Raw genomic sequence first — 18,483 nt, 5'->3', positions numbered from 1 at the left:
CCGGCCGTCAGCTGGTCACGTCCTTGCGGGTGAACCGCCAGAACGCCAGCCCCCAGAACAGCGTCGCGTAGCTGATCGCGGAGATCGCGCCGCGTACCACGTCGTCGGTCTGCACGGGCGTCGACAACAGCCCGAGCCACGCGGTGCTGTAGTGCGTCGGCAGGAACGCGCGCAGCGCGCCGAGGGCGGTGATCTGGTCGAGGATGCTGGAGAGGATCCAGAGCAGCACCGCGCCGCCGACCGCGCCGAGCGCGGCGTCCGTCACCACCGACAGCAGGAACGCCAGGCCGGCCACCACCAGGAGTACGACGGCCAGGTAGCCGAGCACGCCCAGCAGCCGCAGCAGCCCCTCGCCCGGTTCGAGCTGGGCCGCCACGGTGCTGCGCAGCGGCTCCCAGCCGTAGCGCAGCGTGCCGATCAGCAGGGCGGTCCCGGCGAGCAGCAGCAGCGCGAGCCCCGAGTAGACGAGCGCGACGAGCAGCTTCACCGTCAGCAGCCGGGCCCGGGGCACCGGGATCGCCAGCAGGTAGCGCAGGCTGCCCCAGCTCGCCTCGCTGGCCACCGTGTCCCCGCAGAACAGCGCCACCACCACGACCAGCAGGAACGACGCCGAGACGAAGATGGTGAAGAGGGTGAAGTTCAGCCCGCCCGACGTGGCGAACTCGACCAGGCTGCCGAACTCCCCGCGCCCGTTGTCGTCGTCGTCGCCCGTGTCGAACTGGAACGCGATCAGGATGATCAACGGCAGCAGGACCATGAACCCGAGGGCGAGCTGCGTACGCCGCCGGGAGGCCTGCCGCCGGAACTCGGCGCCGAACGGCAGGGTGGCCGACGGCCGGTAGCCGGCCGCCGCGCCCGCCGTGGGTGACGTGCCCGCCATCATCGGTCCCCGCTTCCCCGAGAGTTGTCGCCCACCAGGGCGAGGAACGCGTCCTCCAGGCGGCGCCGCGGCACCACCCGGTCCACCCCGATGCCGGCCCGGACCAGCTCGGCGACCACCTCGCTGCGGGCGGTGCCGTTGGTGTCCACCACGAGCTGCCCCTCGCCGTCGGGGAGCACGCGCACCCCGTGCAGGCCGTCCAGCACCGCGCGGGCGGCCTCCGGGTCGGTCACGTCGAAGAGCACGCTCGGCGACTCGCCGACGATCTCCTCGACGGGGCCGGAGGCGACGATGCGGCCCTTGTTGACCACCACCGCGTGCGTGCAGGTCTGCTCCACCTCGGCCAACAGGTGGCTGGAGACCAGCACCGCCCGGCCGTCGGTGGCGTAGCGCTGGAGCACCCGGCGCATCTCGGCGATCTGCGGCGGGTCGAGCCCGTCGGTCGGTTCGTCGAGCACCAGCAGCTCGGGCAGGCCCAGCATGGCCTGCGCGATGGCGAGGCGCTGCCGCATGCCGTGGCTGTAGTTCTTGATCTTCCGGTGCACGGAGGCGCCCAGGCCGGCGATCTCCAGGGCCTCGTCGAAGTGCGCGTCCTCGGCCCGCCGCCCGGTGGCCCGCCAGTACGCCTTCAGGTTCGCAAGGCCGGACAGGTGCGGCAGGAAGCCCGGCCCCTCGACCAGCGCGCCGATCCGGGACAGCACCGGGGAGCCCGGCACCAGCCGGTGGCCGAAGACGTAGATCTCGCCGGCCGTGGGCTGGGTCAGCCCCATCAGCACCCGCAGCGTGGTGGTCTTGCCCGCGCCGTTCGGGCCCAGCAGGCCGACCACCTGGCCGGGGTGCACCTCGAAGTCCACGTTGGAGACGGCGACGAAGCCGTCGGCGTACTCCTTGCGGAGCTGCCGCACGGCCAGCGGGACGCCCGCGTACGCCGGGTGGACGGAGCTGTCCTGGCGGCGGTGCCGGCGGCGGGCCACGGCGACGACCACCACGAGCCCGACGGCGATCGCGGCGACCAGCCCGGCCAGCACCCAGCGCCACACCGTCGCGGTGGTGGGGATCGGGTCGCCGGCGACGGTCGGCAGGCTCACCGCGCCGGTGGCCGCGACGGTGTGCACGGCCGGTTCGACCGGGGTGGCGTACGCCTGGTCGGAGGTCGCCACGACCACGCGCAGCCGGTGCCCGGTCTCGATCCGGCGGACGATCGCCGGCAGGGTGACGGTGACCGGCCGCGCCGCGTCGACGGTCGCCGGCAGGCCGGTGAGCCGGACCGGGGCGACCAGGCCGTTGGGCAGGGTGGCCGCGCCCTGTGGGTCGACGTCGTAGAGCTTGACGAAGAGCACCGCCTCGCCGGTCGGCGACGCCGCCCGGATGTCGACGGTCGGTGCGCCGACCACGTCCACCGCCTCGGTCAGCGGCGCCGACTCGAACCGGGCGTGCTGGCCGGGGATGTCCCCCGCCACGCCGCCGAGCAGCGCCGACAGCTCACCGGCGAAGGGCACCGAGGAGATGGCGGCCGGGTTGCCGGCCGGCGGGTTGGCGACCGGCTGGGCCGGCCCGGCGACCGGTACGTCCCGGCGGGCCGTGCCGGCGACGCCCGGGTAGTCGGCGGTGCGGTAGCCGGTCGCCACCAGGCCCCGGTCGAGGGCGTCGAAGCCGGCGATGCGCGAGAAGGTGAAGTCGTCGCCCGGGGCCGCGCCCTCGCCCTTGACGTAGTGGTCGAGCCACTGCACGGTCAGGAACTTCACCCGGTCCGAGTCGGTCTTCGGGCCCTCGCCGCCGTCGTGCCCGCCGGTGAACCAGGCCACCCGGACGGGGGTGCCGGCGGCGGCGATGCCGCGCGCGTTGGCGTCCGCCTCGCCGAGCGGGAAGAGGGTGTCCGCCGCGCCCTGCACCAGCAGGGTCGGCGCCTTGATCCGGTCGAGCACCCCGGCCGGGCTGGAGCGACGCAGCAGGTCCACGGCGGCCTGGTCGGCCCGGCCTGTGGTGGCGATCCGCAGGTACGCGGCGCAGATGTCGGCAGCGAACCGCCCGCACGCCGGGTCAGCGGCCCTGGCCGGGGCGGGTCCGGGGCCGGTGCCCGGGCCGGCGCCGGGCCCCGGGCTGGGCGGGCCGGCGGAGGCGGGCGCCCCCTCGGGCTGCGCGGCGCCGGTCCCGGAGAGCCCGGCCGGCCCGGAGCCGACGTTGCCGCCGCCGCCGAAGAACAGGCCGGCCCAGCCGGACTTGAACACGCCGTCGGTGGGCTGCTTCCCGGTGCTCTCCGGCAGGAAGGAGCGGGACAGGTCGTTCCAGGTGATCATCGGGACGATCGCGTCGACGCGCTGGTCCTGCGCGGCGAGCAGCAGCGCCAGGGCACCGCCGTACGAGCCGCCGACGACGCCGACCCTCGGGTCACCGTCGGCGTCGGTGCGGATCTCGGGGCGGTCGGCGAGCCAGTCCAGCAACCGTTGGGCGTCGCGCACCTCGTAGTCGGGATGGTCCAGGTGGATCTGCCCGCCGCTGCGGCCGAAGCCCCGCGCGGTCCAGGTGAGCACCGCGTACCCGCGCCCGGCGAACTCCTCGGCGTCGGCGCGTACGGACTCCTTGGTGCCGCCGAACCCGTGCGCCAGCAGCACCGCCGGCACCCGGTCGGCCGCCGAGGCGTCCTCGGGCAGGTAGAGCGTGGTGTCCAGGTCGACGTGCTCGTCCCCCGCCGGCCCGGAGGCGACGTTCACGATCGCCGCCTCGGTGCGCACGGCCGGCTCCCGCGGCACCACCGCCCAGGTCACGGCGGCGGCGAGCAGCACGACGACCGCCGTCGCGGCGACCGCGCGGCGGCGGGTGGGCAGGGCACGCCGGATCCACGCGGCCGACGACGGCGATCTCATGCGGCACACGGTACGGCCCGGACCCTGAGCGTTGGCTGAGATCCTCCGTACGTCCGTCCGGCTGATCCGATCGGCGGCCGGACCCGTTCGACCGCCGCGGGTCCAGACCGTCCCGGAGAGATGAATTCGGATCACGTGAATTCCGATGTTCCGCGGATATCCGCTCCGATCCATCCATGTCGCTCCCCGCCGGGGTACGTAGCGTGGCCACCGACCGGACGTACGGTCACATCGCGCTTCATGACGCAAAGCTGACTGTTCCACGGCAAGAACAGCAACTCGCGGGTCGGTTAGTTTTCCGGTCCGGTGCACGGGACTTCACCGTCGATACCCGACACCCCCGCAGTCCCCCGCTCCCGCCGGAGGAGACAGACCATGACAGTCCCCGCGCCGCAGGGCGCACGGCGGCCGTCCGCGGCGGGCCGCGTACTGCCGCTGCTCCTCCTCGTCGGCCTGCTCGCGCCGCTGGCCCTGCTGTTCGCCCAGTCCTGGCGGCTCACGGCGGACGACCGGGACCTGGCCGCCCGGGAACGGCTCGGCGTGGAGTACCTGCGGGCCCTCGCCCCGGTCACCGACGCCCTGGTGGACGCCCAGTCCGCCGCCGTCGCCGCCCGGCCCGTCGCCGGCGCGCCGCTGACCCGCGCGGTCGAGGCCGCCGCCTCGGTCGACGCGCGGATCGGCGACGAGCTGCGCAGCCGGGAACGCTGGGCCGGGCTGCGGGCCAAGATCGAGGCGCTGGGCGACCGCGTCCCGGCCGACCCGGAGGCGGCCTTCGACGCGTACGGCGAGGTCACCGACCTGCTGCTGGAGCTGCATCGCAAGGTCCGGGAGACCTCCGGGCTGGTCCGCGACCCCCGGTCGGACTCCTTCTTCCTCCAGGACGGCGCCGGGCGGGACCTGCCCGAGGCGGTGGTGGCGACCGGACGGCTGGCCGACCTGACGGTGCTCGCCGCCCGCCGCCCCGCCGCCGAGCGGGACCGCACCGCCGCCGAGCTGGCGGCCCTGCGGGTGGCGGCCCTCGCCCCGGCCGGCGACCTGGTCACCGACCTGCGGGCGGCGGTGGACAGCTCGGAGAGCGCCGACCTGGGCCCGAACGTGCTGACCCCGCTCGACACCTACCAGCGCGCCGTCGAGGCGCTGGCGGCCCACTCCGCGCCGGCCGGCCGCAGCGGCGTGGTCGACCCGGCCCAGGTGGCCGGCGCCCGGCTCGACGCGCAGGCCGCCGCCCGGCAGCTCCAGCCGGTCATCCTGGGCGAACTCGACGCCCTGCTCGCGGAGCGGGCCGGCGGCCTGGGCCGGGACCGCTGGCTCACGGTCGTCGCCGGCGCGCTGGCCGTCCTGCTGTGGGGGGCGCTCGGCGCGGTGTGGCTCGCCGCCGCCCGGCGGGCCCGGCGGCGGGCGGCGGAGAGCCGGCGCGAGCGGGAGGGCTCCGACACCCCGCCGGAGGAGGCCCCGTGGCAGCCGCCGTCGCACGGGGAACCGCGCCGGCTCCAGCCGGTCGGGCCGGTCCGGGAGCCCGGCGCGCACTGGGGGCCCCACGATGCTCCTCGGTAGGCTGCGGATCCGGGGCAAGCTCGCGCTGCTCGTCGTCATTCCGCTGCTCAGCACGGTGGTGCTCGCCGTCCCGGTGGTGCTCGACCGGGTGACCACCGCGCAGCGGGCCGGGGAGATCGCCGACCGGGTCCGCGTGGCCAGCCGGATCGGCACCCTGGTGCAGGACCTGCAACAGGAGCGCGTCCTCTCCGTGGGGCTGCTGCTCGGCCGGGTCGCCCGCACCGAACTCGTACAGCGCACCGCCACCGTGGACGACCGGGTCGCCGACCTGCGGGCCGACCGGCTGCCGCCGCGGGTCACCGGCGCCCTGGACGGCGTACGCGGCCTGACCGACCTGCGGGCCGCCGTGCTCGCCGGGACCGCCACCCCCGACCAGATCATGGACGCGTACGGGCCGGTCAACCGGGCGCTGATCGAGTCGCTGCGGCTGCCGTTCGACGTGGACACCGACACGGCCGCCGGGCGGCAGGTGCTGGCCCTGGACGGGCTGCTCCGCGCCGACGAGGGGCTCAGCGCCTGCGCCACCCTGATCGTGCTGGTCAAGGCGACCGGCGCCCCCCGGGCGACCGCCTCGTTCGTCGCCTGCATGGCGGCGCTCCGGGTGGACACCCAGCGGTTCCGCAGCCTCGGCACGGCCGAGCAGCTCGAACTGGCGGCGCTCACCGACGCGGCGGTGGCCGCCCGGACCAGCGCCGACTTCCTCACCACCAGCGTGCTCGACCCGGCCGGCGCGATCCGGAACGTGTCGCTGGACGCGTTGTTCCCGTCGGTCCGGTCGATGATCACGCTCGGGCAGTTCATCGAGAAGAAGGTCGTCGCGGACGTCATCGCCGAGGTGACCAGCCAGCGTCGGCGCGCGCTGACCGCCGCGCACCTCGTCGGCTGGACGGCCCTGCTGGTCCTGGCCGGGGTGGTGCTGCTCGGCGCGGCCGTCGCCCGCACGGTGGCCCGGCCGCTGACCCGGCTCACCCGCTCGGCCGACCGGGTCGCCCGGGTCGCCGAGGCGGAGCTGACCCGGGTCGTCGACGACGAGGCCGAGAGCCCCGCGCCGGTCCGGCTCGACCCGGTGGACGTGCGGGCCCGCGACGAGATCGGGGACCTGGCCCGGGCCTTCGACCGGGTGCAGAGCACCGCGGCCCGGCTGGTCGAGCGGCAGGCGGCCGGCCGGCGCAACGTGGCGCAGATGTTCGGCCACGTCGGCCGCCGTACGCAGAACCTCGTCGGCCGGCAGATCGCGCTGATCGACCGGCTGGAGCAGCAGGAGACCGACGCCGGCCGGCTGGAGGACCTCTACCGGCTCGACCACATCTCCAGCCGGCTGCGCCGCAACGCCGGCAGCCTGGTCGTGCTCTCCGGCTCGGCCGGCGCGGACCCGCACGTGGCGCCGGTGCCGCTCGGCGACGTGGTCCGCCTGGCGCTCGGCGAGATCGAGGACTACACCCGGGTCGACGTGCAGGTCCCGCCGGGCTTCTCGGTGGCGCCCGGCGTCGTCGGCGATCTCGTCCTGGCGCTGGCCGAGCTGATGGAGAACGCCACCGTGTTCTCCCCGCCGCACACCCGCGTCACCGTGGGCGGGGAGCCGACGGGTTCCGGCGCCCGGCTCAGCGTGGTGGACCGGGGCATCGGCATGACCCGGGAGCGGCTGGCCGAGGAGAACGCCCGACTCACCCGGCGGGAGCGGCTCGACCTCGCCCCGACCGAGGTGCTGGGGCTCTTCGTGGTGGGCCGGCTCGCCCGCCGGCACGGCTGGACGGTGGCGCTCGCCCCGACCGCCGGCGGCGGGGTCACCGCGCACCTGGACGTGCCGCGGGCGGCGCTGGTCGTCCACCACGTCGAGCGGCCCGGGGCGGCCGTGGCCCGCGCCACCGTGCCCGCCCGCGACCGCCGCACCCCGGCGGCACCCACCGCCCTCGTCGCGCCGGCGGTGCCGACCGCCCAGACGGTACCGACCGCCCAGACGGTGCCGACCGCTCCGGCGGTGCCGACCGCTCCGGCCGCTCCGGCCGCTCCGGCGGTGCCGACCGCCCAGGCCACTCCGGCCGCTCCGGCGGTGCCGACCGCCCAGGCCACTCCGGCCGGGCCGGTCGGCGCGCTCGACGGCCGGCCGGCCCCCGCCGGCACGGCGGTCGGGGTGGCCCCGGACGGCGCCGTGCCCGGGTTCGACGCGGCGCTGCTCAGCCGCGCCACCCGGACGATGGAGTCCGGCGAGCCCTGGAACGCGTTCGGCGCCGGGCCGCAGGCCGCCGAGGCCCGCGCAGCCGTGCCCGCCCGCGACCGCCGCACCCCGGTGGGCCCGGACGGGCCCGCCGGCGACGGGCCGCAGGTCGCCGGGGCGGACCTCGCGACGCCGGAGGCCGCGGGGCCGGCCGGCGTCGCCGGGGCGCCCCGGACCGCCGCGCCGGCGGGTCTCTCCGGGGCGGGCATCCGGCAGCGCGTGCCGGGCGCCAACCTGCCTCCGGGCGGTCCGCCGCCCGCCCGGACGGGCGCCGCGGCCGACGACCCGGCCGCGGCCCGCGCCCTGGTCGAGGCCGTCGAGTCCGGCGTACGCCGGGCCGAGCTGAGTCGTCCCCCGGCCGGCCCGGCCCGTACCGCCCTGACCCGGCGGGTGCCCGGGGCGAACCTGACCGCGTGCCCGGCCAGCCCGCCGACCAGCCCGGACCCGGGCGACCCGGCCGAGGTCCGTGACCTGCTCACCGCGTACGAGGCGGGCGTCGCCCGTGCTCTGCGTGAAGTCCATGACCGCCGCTACGAAGAGGGATCATCACGGTGACCAGCCCCTTCCCGCACGACGACGTCGACCACCCGGTGCCGGGGGACCTCAGCCCGGAGGCGCGCACCTTCAACTGGCTGCTGGACTCCTTCACCTCCAGCACCGCCGGGGTGCTGGAGGCGATCGCGGTCTCCTCCGACGGGCTGCTGATGGCCATGTCGGCGATCAAGGACCGGTCCAACGCGGAGCGGCTGGCGGCGGTGGTCTCCGGCATGACGAGCCTCGCCGGCGGGGCCGCGAGCTGGTACGCCCTCGGCGGGCTGAACCGGGTGATCGTGGACATGGCCGAGGGGTACCTGCTGATCAGCGCGATCAGCAGCGGGTCGGTGCTCGGCGTCGTCGCCGACCGGTCCGCGAACCTCGGCACGGTCGCGTACGAGATGACGCTCTTCGCCGGTCGGGCCGGGGGCGCGCTCACGCCGAAGCTGATCGCCGAGTTGAAGAACGCCGTCCAGCAATGACCCCGGAGGTCGCCGGTGAGGAACCGGACCCGGAGCCGACGGTCCGGATCCGCCCCTACCTGCGGTCGTCCCCGGATTCCGCCCGGCCCGGCCTGCCGGCGGTGCCGGCCGGGCCGGAACCCGAGCCGGACGAGCCGGCGGGGCCCCGCCCGTTCGTGCTCACCGCCGGGCGGGTGGCCGGCGCCGACCCGGCGATCGGGCTGGAGACCCAGGTGACCGCCCGGCTGGCGGCCGAGTGGGCCACCCCGCTCACCCGGCTGGCGCCCGAGTTGCAGGCGATCGTCGCGCTCTGCGACCAGCCGATCTCGGTCGCCGAGATCTCCGCCCGGACGCGGCTGCACTTCGGCGTGACGCGGGTGCTGGTCGGTGACCTCCGCGCCGCCGGCCACCTCGACGTGCACGACGCCGCCGACGCCCTCGACCCCGACATCATCCTGCGAGTGATGGATGGACTCCGTGCGATCTCCTGAATGGCCGGTCGCCCCGCTGGGCGGCGTCGCCGCCAACAGCGCCACCGCCCGGTACGGCTCTCCGGCGGGCCCGTCGCCCGCCGTCGGTAGGGCCGTGCCCCCGCCGCCCGGCACGCCGGGGGCGGACCCCGCGCCGGTCGCCGCGCCGCCGGTCCCGGTCAAGATCCTCGTCGCCGGCGGCTTCGGGGTCGGCAAGACCACCACGGTCGGCGCGATCTCCGAGATCGCCCCGCTGACCACCGAGGCGGAGATGACCAGCGCCGGGATCGGCGTCGACGACCCCGGCGCGCGCACCGCGAAGACCACCACCACGGTGGCGATGGACTTCGGCTGCGTCACCATCGACCGCAGCCTGAAGCTGTACCTGTTCGGCACCCCGGGGCAGGCCCGGTTCGGCTTCATGTGGGACGACCTGGCCCGGGGCGCGCTCGGTGCCCTCGTCGTGGTCGACAGCGCCCGCCTGGACGACTGCTATCCGGCGATCGACTTCTTCGAACGGGCCGGCCTGCCCTTCGTGGTCGGGGTGAACGCGTTCGACGGGCGGCTGGCCCACGACCTGGACGCGATCCGGTGGGCGCTGGCCGTCGGCGACCACGTGCCCGTGGTGCGGTTCGACGCCCGGGAGCGGCTGTCGGTGCGGGACGCCCTGCTGGTCGTCCTCGACCGCGCGCTGGACCGGGCCACCCGGGAGAGGAAGGCCTGAACCGGCCGGCGGTTCGGCCCGTTTCACTTCGGAGGGGTGGTCGTGATGAGAGGTGGACTGGACGAGACGCTGGCCCGGTTGGCCCGGCGCGAGGAGGCGCTGCGCCGGCGGGCCGCCGAGCAGCGGGACCCGGGGGCCGTGGGGCGGGGCGGGGCGGAGGCCGTAGGGCCGGGCGGCGCGGCGGACGCGGAGGCCGTGGAACGGCGCGGGGTGGAGGACGTGGGGCAGGGCGGGCCGGAGGCCGTAGGGCCGGGCGGCGCGGCGGACGCGGAGGTCGTCGCGGCGCCGGACGGGGCCGACCCGGGCCGTGCCGACGGTCGGGGCGGGGCCCGCAACGCCGGGCCCGGCTGGGCCGACGCCCGGCGGGCCGGCGAGCCCCGCGACCCCGTGGCGGAGGTCGCCGAGGCCGTCCGGCGCGTGGTGGCGGGTCACCCCGGCGTGGCGGTCACCGTCCGCGTCGAGCACGACGGGCAGGCGTACCCGCTGCGGGTGGCCTGGAGCGGCACGGGCGTGACGGTCGACGCGGCGGCCCCCGCCGGGCCGCCGCCGGAGTGGCCGGTGTCGGCCCGGACGGTGCCGGCCTGGACGCCCGGCCGGGACGGGGTGAGCCCCGACCCGGCGGCCCGGCTGGCCGAGCTGATCCGCCGCGACCCGTCCGTGCTCGGCGACGACGACCCACCCCGTTGACGGCGGACCCGGCCGACGACGCACGGGGGTGACGGCGGCGGCTAGGGTCGGGCGGTGGCGCAACCCGACCTGACCCTGACCGCGAGCCTGCGGCCGGCGGCGCTGGACGCCCGACGGGGCATCGTCCGGCTGCATCCGGAGGCGTTCACCGCGCTGGCGCTGCGCCCCGGCGACCCGGTGCGGCTCGCCGGCCGGCGGGTGACCGCCGGCGTCGCCGTCCCGGCCGAGCCGACCGCGAGCGCCGCCCTGCTCTACGCGGACGACCTGATGCTGGGCAACCTCGGTGTCCGCGACGGCGGCCAGGTGACGGTGAGCCCGCTTCCGGTCACCGCCGCCCGACGGGTGGTCCTCGCCGGCCCGGCGCAGATCGCCGCGGTGGTCTCCCCCGAGATGCTCCGGCTGGCCCTGCTCGGCAAGGTGGTGACGACCGGGGACGACGTGTCGCTGCTGCCGCAGGACGTCCTGCCGGACGCCTCGGTGCGCAGCCTGGTGGAGGCCGCCCGGCGCAGCCTCTCCAACAGCGTCGGGTACGCCTGGACCAGCAGCCTGCTCACCGTGGTCGACGCCGAGCCCGGCAGCTCGCTGGTCACCATGGACACCCTGGTCGGCTGGGAGCACGGCCCGGCGACCCACGGCTCGGGCGGCACGGCGGGCGGGGCGCGTCCGGGCGCCTCCGGCCCGGCGGGCCTCGGTCGGGCGGAATTTGGGGCCGGTTCGGGAAACGGCGGCGGCCCGCGCGCCGGTGGCCCGACGGACGTGACGGCCCCGGGCCGGCCCGGCGCGCGCGAGGACGGCGGTCGGGCCGAGGCGGAGGCCGCGCCGTCGGTGGACGAGCTGCCGGGGCTGCGGGCGCAGGCCGAACAGCTCACCGAACTGCTCGACCTCGGCTTCCACCACCGGGAGGTGCTCGGCCGGCTGGGCACGGCGGTCTCGCTGGGCGTGCTGGTGGCCGGGCCGGCCGGCTCCGGCAAGGCGGCGCTGGTGCGCGCGGTGGCCGCCCAGGTCGGCGCGCGGGTCTGCCCGCTCTGGGCGCCCGAGGTGGCCGCGCTGACCAACCAGGCCGCCGCCGACCGGCTGCGCGCGGCCGCGACCGAGGCGCAGGCGGGCACCGGCCCGGCGGTGCTGCTGGTCACCGACGTGGAGGCGCTCGCCCCCGCCGACGAGTCGGGGCCCGTGGCCACCGTGTTCCGCCAGGTGGTCGCCGAGGCTCTACGGGCCGGGCTGGCGGTGGTCTGCACGACCGGCCGCCCCGAGGCCCTCGACCCGGCGCTGAGCGGGCCGGACCTGCTCTCGCTGCGGATCAGCGTGCCGCTGCCGGACGCGGCGCTGCGCCGCGAACAGTTGACCGTGCTGACCCGGCAGGTCCCGCTCGCCGAGGACGTGCGGCTCGACGAGGTCGCCGGGCGTACCCCCGGATTCGTCGCCGCCGACCTGGCCGCGCTGGTGCGCGAGGCCGGGGTGCGCGCGGCGCTGCGGCAGAAGGCGGCCGAGACGCCGACGGTGGCGATGGCCGACTTCGCCGCCGCGCTGGAGGTGGTCCGCCCGACCACGATGGCGGCGTCCACCCTGGAGCTGGCCGCGGTGACCCTCGACGACGTGGGCGGCCTGACGGAGGTCAAGCAGACGCTCACCGAGTCGGTGCTGTGGCCGCTGACCTACCCCGACACGTTCGCCCGGCTCGGCGTGCAGCCGCCGCGCGGGGTGCTGCTCTACGGCCCGCCCGGCTGCGGCAAGACCTATCTGGTCACCGCGCTGGCCGGGTCGGGGCGGGCCAACGTGCTCTCCGTCAAGGGGGCGGAGCTGCTGTCGAAGTGGGTCGGCGAGAGCGAGCGCGCGGTCCGCGAGCTGTTCCGCCGGGCCCGCGAGGCCGCACCCACGCTGGTCTTCCTGGACGAGGTGGACGCGCTCGCGCCGGTACGCGGGCAGGCCACCGACGGCGGTACGACGGACCGGGTGGTCGCCGCCCTGCTGACCGAGCTGGACGGGGTGGAGACGCTGCGCAACGTGGTGGTGGTCGGCGCGACCAACCGGCCCGACCTGGTGGACCCGGCGCTGCTGCGTCCCGGGCGGCTGGAGCGGCTGGTCTACGTGCCGCCGCCGGACGGGCCGGCGCGGGCGGAGATCCTGCGGGCCGCGGCGCGCGACGTGCCGCTGGCGCCGGAGGTGGACCTCGCGGCGCTGGGCGCCGAGCTGGACGGCTTCTCGGCGGCGGACTGCGCCGCGCTGGTCCGGGAGGCGGCGCTCGCCGCCATGCGGGAGTCGCTGACCGCCACCACGGTCACCGCGGCGCACGTGGCGACGGCCCGGTCCCGGGTCCGCCCGTCCCTGGACCCGGCGCAGGTCGCCTGGCTCGCCGCGTACGCCGAGAAGCGCGCCGGCTGACCGGCGGAGGGCTCCTCCCGGACCACCTCGGCCAGCGCCGATGGGTGATCGAGCGGACCATCGCCTGGCTCACCGGCTACCGCCGGCTGACCACCCGCTACGAGCGCAACGCCCGCCAGCGACGCAACAGGTCCGGTATCTCGCCGAGCATGAACTGGTAGAAGTTGCGCATCTCCTGCAGCCGCCGATGGGCAGGATCGTCCGGAGTCAGGGTGGTAATTCCGCTTTCGGCGGCGTGGAGCATGCTCTCCATGATCGTGTTCTGGGTGGAGAAGAGGGTGGGCCAGGCGTCGTCGCGCATCCGGTAGTGCTCACGACGGCTACCTGGAGCCGGCAGCCGCTGAATCAGTCCGACGGAGAGCAGCGACTTGACGGCGCCGGAGACCGATCCGGCGCTGACTCCGAGCCGGTCGGCGATGTCGCCCATGGTGACGGTCTCCTGCTCGGTGAAGAGGAACACGGCAAGCACTCGCGCGGCCATGCGCTGCAGGCCCCCGTCGGTCAGCGCCAACGCCAGCCGCTCCGCCGCCTGCCACTGCTCCTGCCGATCGTCCACCAGCCGTCACCTCCCGGACGGATGATACCCAACCCAAGGAGTCTTCAAAAATTTCTGAAGATTCGCTACATTGCTTCCTGTGGGGCTCGATGGAGCCCTTGGTGTGCCGGGAAGCCTGGTCGGCGAGCGATTTCGGTAATCGTCGATGAGGAGAGGACGCCTGCGATGCACCGATCCGTGCTCCCGTGAGCTCGCCGCCTCGACATGCCCGTGTCCCACCCGCGATTCGGGGAGCGAGGCCGATTCAGGTCGAGGCGTCCCGTTGCCCGTCACATCGCCGGCTGCCCTTGTCGCAGGCAATCCGCTCGGCGTGCCGATCACGCTGATTTCCGTTCTCCCACCGGGGCCACCGTCGGTGATCCCACCACCATCCAGCCATTGGGGAGCATCATGAAACTGCTCGTACTCGGCGGCACCCACCATGTGGGGCGAGCTGTCGTGGAGACCGCGCTCGACCGGGGGGACCAGGTGACCACGCTCAACCGTGGCATCAGCCGTCCTCCGACGCCCGGCACCCAATCGTTGCTGGCGGACCGCACCGACCCCCTGGCCGTGCGGACGGCGCTGGGGGATGAGGAATGGGATGCCGTCATCGACACCTGGGCCTGGGCACCCCGGGTGGTCCGGGACAGCGCGCGTCTGCTGGCCGGCCGCGCCCGCCACTACGGCTACGTCTCCAGCCGTGGGGTCCACCGTTGGCCGTGGCCGACCGGCGCCGACGAACACGCGCCGCTGGTCGAGGGCGATCCGTCCAGTGAGGACAGTACCGACTATGCCGCGGCCAAGCGTGGCGGCGAACTGGCCGTCATCGAGGCGTTCGGGCAGCGGGCCCTGCTCGCCCGGGCGGGGATGATCCTGGGCCCGTACGAGGACGTCGGCCGTATCCCGTGGTGGATGCGCCGGTTGGAGCGGGGCGGCCGGGTCCTGGCCCCGGGACCGGCCGACACGCCGCTGCAGTACATCGATGCCCGGGACATGGCGGCCTGGATGCTGTCGGCCGCCGACCACGGTGTCAGCGGCGCCTTCACCGTGACCGGCCGTCCCGGGGCCGTGACCATCGGGGAACTTCTGGAGACAGCCCGTGAGGTGATCGGATCCGACGCTGAGCTGGTCTGGGCGCCTGCGGAGGCGCTGGCCGCAGAAGGCTTGCCGCTGGGCATGGAGTTCGGGATCCGGTTCCCGCACGACCCCACGCCGACCGGCATGCACGACGCCGACGTCACCGCAGCCTTCAACGCCGGACTGACCTGCCGGCCACTGCGCGACACACTCGCCGACACCTGGGCCTGGCTCCAGAGCGAAGGCGACCCGGTCCCCCGTCCCGACGCCCCGTCGCCGGACACCTGGCTCGATCCCGCCACCGAACAGCGCCTCCTCGATCGGCTCTGACCCAGTAGGCAACCACCAGGCACAAGGAGTGATCATGCGTGCCATCATCATCGGAGCCGGCATCGCCGGCCTCGCCGCCGCTCTCCGGCTGCACCAGATCGGCTGGGAAAGCCTCATCGTCGAACGCGCCCCCCACCGTCGCGGCGGCGGCTACGCGGTCACCTTCGGCGGCATCGGCTACGACGCCGCCGAGCGGATGGGGATCCTGCCCGCGCTGCAGGCCCGGGCCTTCATCACCAACGAGCTGGTCTACCACAAACCCAACGGCCAGCGGAGATTCTCCCTGAACCGGGAGGCCATCGCCGCCACCATGGGCAGCCGCTCCATGAACATCCTACGCGGCGACATCGAAACCGTCCTCTACGAGCAGGTCCACGACAACACCCCGATCCGCTTCGGGACCACCGTCACCGCCGTCAACCAGAACGACACTGGCGTCCACGCGACCCTCAGCGACGGAACGGTCGAACACGCCGACCTGCTCATCGGCGCGGACGGGCTGCACTCCACCACCCGCACACTGGTCTTCGGCCCCGAGGACAACTACCGCCTGGACCTCGACCACATGGTCGCCGTCTACATGCTCGACAAGCGGCCCGCCGCCATCGCGGAGGGCACCACCGGCACCCTCTCCACCGGTGGCCGCACCATCGCCGTCATCAGCATCGGCGACGGCCGAAACGTCGCCTTCTTCGGCTACCGAACCGACCGCAACCTCGGCAACCTCGCCGACGGCCCACACAAGGTGCTGCCCCAGGTCTACGACGGCATGGGCTGGGTGGTCCCCGAAGTGCTCGCCGGCATGAAGACCACCGAGTCGATCTACTTCGACACCATCAGCCAGATGGTGGTCGACCGGTGGAGCCGGGGCCGCGTCGTCCTGCTCGGCGACGCGGCCTGGTGCGTCACCCTCTTCGCCGGCTACGGCTCGGCGCTCGCCGTCGGGGGCGCCGACCTGCTCGGCACGGCGCTGCGGGACAACCCCGGCGACTTCGACGCCGCCCTGACCCGGTGGGAGGCCGAACTACGCCCTGAGGTGGAACGCAAACAGAAGCTCGGCCAGCGGGTGAAGAGCGTCTACGCCCCCGCCAACCCCGTCGCCCTGTGGCTGAGCCAACTGCCACTACGTCTGGCGGCCCTGCCACCGGTACGCCGCTACATGGCCCGACGCTTCATCAAGGGCTGACCACCCCGTGGGCTCATCTCCGGCGAGCTCACGGATCCCGCCGGTCATCGAGTTCCGGAGGAGGGCCCGCCCGTAGCCTCCGGACAAACACAACGCCAAGAGCGTGTCCCGGGTGGCGCAGGACCGCAAATCACTCGCCACCCGGGACACGCGCCTAGTCTGGCCTGGTGACTCACCCGACCGATGCCAGCCCCGGGTCGGCCCGAGCGGTCTATCCGGGGACGTTCGATCCGTTCACGCCGGGCCATCTGGACGTCGTCGACCGGGCGCGCCGAATGTTCGATCAGGTCACGGTCCTCGTTGCCGTCAACGGCGGCAAGCGGCCGTCGGGAACGACAGTCGCGCGGGCGGAAGGGATCCGGGGCCTGCTCCCGGCGGGCTGGGCGAACGTCGCGGTGGCCGCCTGGCACGGGTTGACCGCCGACTACTGCCGGCTGAACGGATGCGGGATCATCATCCGTGGGGTCAGGAACTCGACCGATTTCTCGCACGAGTGCGAGCTCGCCGCGATGAACGAGGCGCTGGGCGTCACGACGTTGTTCCTGCCCGCCCGGCCGGAGCTGGCGACGACGTCGTCCACCGCGGTGCGGGCCCTGCGAGCCTGAGCCGCGCGCGACGGGCGCAGGTGCGACGGCCAGCGTTCGACCTCGCGGCCGACGGGGCCGAGGCGGTCACACCGGCGACGGATCAGTCCGTCGGCAGCAGCGGGCCGAGGGGCCCCAGGTCGAGGTTGAGGTCCTCGGGCGCCAGGCCGAAGTACTCGCGCAGCCCGGTCATCTGCTCCTCGAGCGCCATCAGCGTCGTGCCGATCCGCTCGACCTGCTCCTCGGTGAGGTCGCCGAGGTCCACCCGGCGCAGCGCCTGCCGCTCCATGAGTTGCCGCAGCAGCTCGATCACGGTGAGCACGAGGCTGGCCAGCCCCCGCTCGACGGAGTCCCGGTCGACCGCCAACCTGCGGTCCAGCGGCGTCACCCGGGGCGGCTGCCACCGGGTGTCGCCGAGCGCGGCGGCCAGTTCGGCCGCCTCGTCCCGCCGATCGCCGCTCCCGCCGCCCGGGGCGGTCATGTCGGCGCTCCCGACGGCCAGACGGCACCCTCCGGAGCGGCGTCCCGCAGCTCCGGCGGGGCGAGCGCGCCCACGGACGCGACCAGCGCGCGCAGGGAGATCCGGACCAGGTCGACGTCGGCGATGGCGAGGGTGATGTCGCCGCTGATCACCACGCCGGTGGCGAGCACCCGGTCCAGCAGGTCCACCAGGGCGACCGGGCGGTAGGCCAGCGGATCGTCGGCGCTGTTCGGCGCGAGCGAGGTGGTCACCACGCCGACCCCCGGGCGGTGACCGCGCCGGCGCCCGAGTCGAGGGCCGGTGCCCCGGCCGCCGGGGCGGCGGTCAGCACGCCGGCTCCCGGACCGTCAACGCCGGCTCGGCGGGCCGCTCCTCGGCGAACGAGTACGGCGGCCACGGGCCGGTCAGCTCCAGCCGGATCTCCGGATGCCCGTCGGCGAGCGCGTCCACCAGCCGGCGGAAGTCGGCGAGCGTGCCCTGCTCGACGAGGTACGCCCCGTTGAGCACCATCGCGGTGGGCGCGCCGGAGAGCCGGCGGTCCTGCGGCGGGTGCCGCCGGGCGGCGACCGCGTGCCCGGCCAGCTCCCCGTGGACGGCGGCGGCGGCGTCGGCGGCGATCCGCTGCCCCTCCTCGCGGGCGGTGAGCTGGGCCCGGCGCCGCCGCAGGTACGCCGCCCCGGCCCCGCCACCCGATCCGTCCGGCTCGGACGTGCGGGGCGTCGCGCCCGGCACGACGTAGCCCTTGACGCCCCACTCGTCGCGGCCGGCGAGCCGGTCCAGGATCGCGACCAGCTCGTCCCGGCGCGCGACGAGTTGCCCCGCCACCCGCGCGTCGTCGTGGTGCACGGTGGCCAGCCGGGCGGGCACCACCGCGCCGGCCCGGGACAGCGCCGCCACCACCGCGTGGTGCGCCCGGGCGGCACGCTCCAGCCAGGCCAGGTCCTCCAGGTTGCGACGCAGCGCCTCCTCGCCGTACTCGGACAGGGGCGCGGCGCTGACCACGGCGACCAGCCCGGCCGCCCGCACCGCGCGTACCGGGGCGCCGTCCATCCCGGCGGTCGCGGCGAGCAGGGCCGCGTCGGCCTCGCGTACGACGCCGTGCAGCCACACGCCACTGCCCGGGGTCGTCGTCGGACCGGCGGGCGCGAGGTCAGCCGTCGAACTCATCCCACTCCTCCCTCCGGGCGGCCCGCCGGGCGACCCGGGGGCGCCGCTCCGCCTCCACCTGCTCCGGGTCCCGGGGGCCGGGCTCGACCGGCGGCCGCGCCCGCGAGCTGAGCCACGGGTCGTGCTCCCACCAGTCGATGCCGATCTGCCGTGCCGTGTCGACGGAGGCGATGACCAGCCGCAGCTTGAGCGTCAGCAGCTCGATGTCGAGCAGGCTGACCCGGATGTCGCCGGCGATCACGATGCCCCGGTCGAGCACCCGTTCGAGGATGTCGCCCAGGTTGGCCGGCTCGTGCCCGGCGGGCAGGACCTGGCCCGAGTTCTGCACCACCGAAGGCTGCACGGTCAT

General features: G+C 75.5%; 17 protein-coding genes. 10 read left to right on the top strand and 7 right to left on the bottom strand.

Translation table 11 applies throughout. From position 1 onward, the window contains the following. Window positions 1–7: 7 nt before the first annotated feature. Window positions 8–883: an ABC transporter permease gene (locus GA0070606_RS18475; protein WP_091101857.1), complete on the bottom strand. Its 876-nt coding sequence runs from the start codon at window positions 881–883 to the stop codon at window positions 8–10. Further along, window positions 880–3,744, bottom strand: coding sequence for an alpha/beta fold hydrolase (locus GA0070606_RS18470; protein ID WP_091101853.1), 2,865 nt, complete (start codon window positions 3,742–3,744; stop codon window positions 880–882). The genes GA0070606_RS18475 and GA0070606_RS18470 overlap by 4 nt, the downstream gene beginning before the upstream one ends. A gap of 375 nt (window positions 3,745–4,119) precedes the next feature. Here GA0070606_RS18470 and GA0070606_RS18465 point away from each other — a divergent pair, with 375 nt between their 5' ends. From GA0070606_RS18465 to GA0070606_RS18435, 7 genes are read left to right on the top strand one after another with little or no spacing between them, the layout of a single operon-like run. Further along, window positions 4,120–5,298, top strand: coding sequence for a hypothetical protein (locus GA0070606_RS18465; RefSeq protein ID WP_091101849.1), 1,179 nt, complete (start codon window positions 4,120–4,122; stop codon window positions 5,296–5,298). Beyond that, complete coding sequence (locus GA0070606_RS18460; RefSeq protein WP_091101845.1) at window positions 5,285–8,068, top strand: sensor histidine kinase; 2,784 nt, start codon at window positions 5,285–5,287, stop codon at window positions 8,066–8,068. The genes GA0070606_RS18465 and GA0070606_RS18460 overlap by 14 nt, the downstream gene beginning before the upstream one ends. Continuing rightward, the gene (locus GA0070606_RS18455; protein WP_091101840.1) at window positions 8,065–8,529 is read left to right on the top strand and encodes a roadblock/LC7 domain-containing protein; all 465 of its coding nucleotides are present in this window, start codon (window positions 8,065–8,067) and stop codon (window positions 8,527–8,529) included. The genes GA0070606_RS18460 and GA0070606_RS18455 overlap by 4 nt, the downstream gene beginning before the upstream one ends. After that, window positions 8,526–8,999 carry a DUF742 domain-containing protein gene (locus GA0070606_RS18450; protein WP_091101836.1) on the top strand — a complete coding sequence of 158 codons (474 nt, stop codon included), beginning with the start codon at window positions 8,526–8,528 and terminating at the stop codon, window positions 8,997–8,999. Before GA0070606_RS18455 ends, GA0070606_RS18450 begins: the two co-directional genes overlap by 4 nt. Continuing rightward, complete coding sequence (locus GA0070606_RS18445) at window positions 8,977–9,702, top strand: GTP-binding protein (protein WP_091101833.1); 726 nt, start codon at window positions 8,977–8,979, stop codon at window positions 9,700–9,702. The genes GA0070606_RS18450 and GA0070606_RS18445 overlap by 23 nt, the downstream gene beginning before the upstream one ends. Before the next feature lie 45 nt (window positions 9,703–9,747). Next, the gene (locus tag GA0070606_RS33390; protein WP_245724734.1) at window positions 9,748–10,389 is read left to right on the top strand and encodes a hypothetical protein; all 642 of its coding nucleotides are present in this window, start codon (window positions 9,748–9,750) and stop codon (window positions 10,387–10,389) included. Window positions 10,390–10,443: 54 nt separating this feature from the next. Next, window positions 10,444–12,771, top strand: a complete 2,328-nt coding sequence (locus GA0070606_RS18435) for an AAA family ATPase (protein WP_091101829.1) — start codon at window positions 10,444–10,446, stop codon at window positions 12,769–12,771. Window positions 12,772–12,868: 97 nt separating this feature from the next. Here GA0070606_RS18435 and GA0070606_RS18430 read toward each other — a convergent pair whose 3' ends face one another. After that, on the bottom strand, window positions 12,869–13,327 hold the full coding sequence (locus GA0070606_RS18430) for a GbsR/MarR family transcriptional regulator (RefSeq protein WP_245724733.1): 459 nt from the start codon (window positions 13,325–13,327) through the stop codon (window positions 12,869–12,871). Between the two features lie 204 nt (window positions 13,328–13,531). On the opposite strand from GA0070606_RS18430, the gene GA0070606_RS18425 reads away from it, so the two are divergent. The 3 genes from GA0070606_RS18425 to coaD all read left to right on the top strand — a co-directional run bounded on the left by GA0070606_RS18425 (window position 13,532) and on the right by coaD (window position 16,507). Further along, on the top strand, window positions 13,532–14,716 hold the full coding sequence (locus tag GA0070606_RS18425) for an NAD-dependent epimerase/dehydratase family protein (protein ID WP_342672169.1): 1,185 nt from the start codon (window positions 13,532–13,534) through the stop codon (window positions 14,714–14,716). A gap of 34 nt (window positions 14,717–14,750) precedes the next feature. Next, the gene (locus GA0070606_RS18420; RefSeq protein WP_091101822.1) at window positions 14,751–15,902 is read left to right on the top strand and encodes an FAD-dependent monooxygenase; all 1,152 of its coding nucleotides are present in this window, start codon (window positions 14,751–14,753) and stop codon (window positions 15,900–15,902) included. 167 nt (window positions 15,903–16,069) lie between these two features. Further along, the gene (coaD, locus tag GA0070606_RS18415; protein ID WP_091101818.1) at window positions 16,070–16,507 is read left to right on the top strand and encodes a pantetheine-phosphate adenylyltransferase; all 438 of its coding nucleotides are present in this window, start codon (window positions 16,070–16,072) and stop codon (window positions 16,505–16,507) included. 82 nt (window positions 16,508–16,589) lie between these two features. Here the strand turns inward: coaD and GA0070606_RS18410 are convergent, their stop codons facing one another. From GA0070606_RS18410 to gvpJ, 4 genes are all read right to left on the bottom strand, one after another. Beyond that, window positions 16,590–16,967 carry a gas vesicle protein K gene (locus GA0070606_RS18410; protein ID WP_091101814.1) on the bottom strand — a complete coding sequence of 126 codons (378 nt, stop codon included), beginning with the start codon at window positions 16,965–16,967 and terminating at the stop codon, window positions 16,590–16,592. Beyond that, window positions 16,964–17,218, bottom strand: coding sequence for a gas vesicle protein (locus tag GA0070606_RS18405; RefSeq protein ID WP_091107873.1), 255 nt, complete (start codon window positions 17,216–17,218; stop codon window positions 16,964–16,966). Before GA0070606_RS18405 ends, GA0070606_RS18410 begins: the two co-directional genes overlap by 4 nt. A 73-nt stretch (window positions 17,219–17,291) precedes the next feature. Continuing rightward, on the bottom strand, window positions 17,292–18,134 hold the full coding sequence (locus tag GA0070606_RS18400) for a GvpL/GvpF family gas vesicle protein (protein ID WP_091101811.1): 843 nt from the start codon (window positions 18,132–18,134) through the stop codon (window positions 17,292–17,294). Further along, window positions 18,118–18,483, bottom strand: a complete 366-nt coding sequence (gene gvpJ, locus GA0070606_RS18395) for a gas vesicle protein GvpJ (RefSeq protein ID WP_091101807.1) — start codon at window positions 18,481–18,483, stop codon at window positions 18,118–18,120. The genes GA0070606_RS18400 and gvpJ overlap by 17 nt, the downstream gene beginning before the upstream one ends.

Source organism: Micromonospora citrea (assembly GCF_900090315.1).
Taxonomy (GTDB): domain Bacteria; phylum Actinomycetota; class Actinomycetes; order Mycobacteriales; family Micromonosporaceae; genus Micromonospora; species Micromonospora citrea.
The sequence above is the reverse complement of the archived record's forward strand: the minus strand, read 5'-3'. Positions and strand labels throughout refer to the sequence as shown.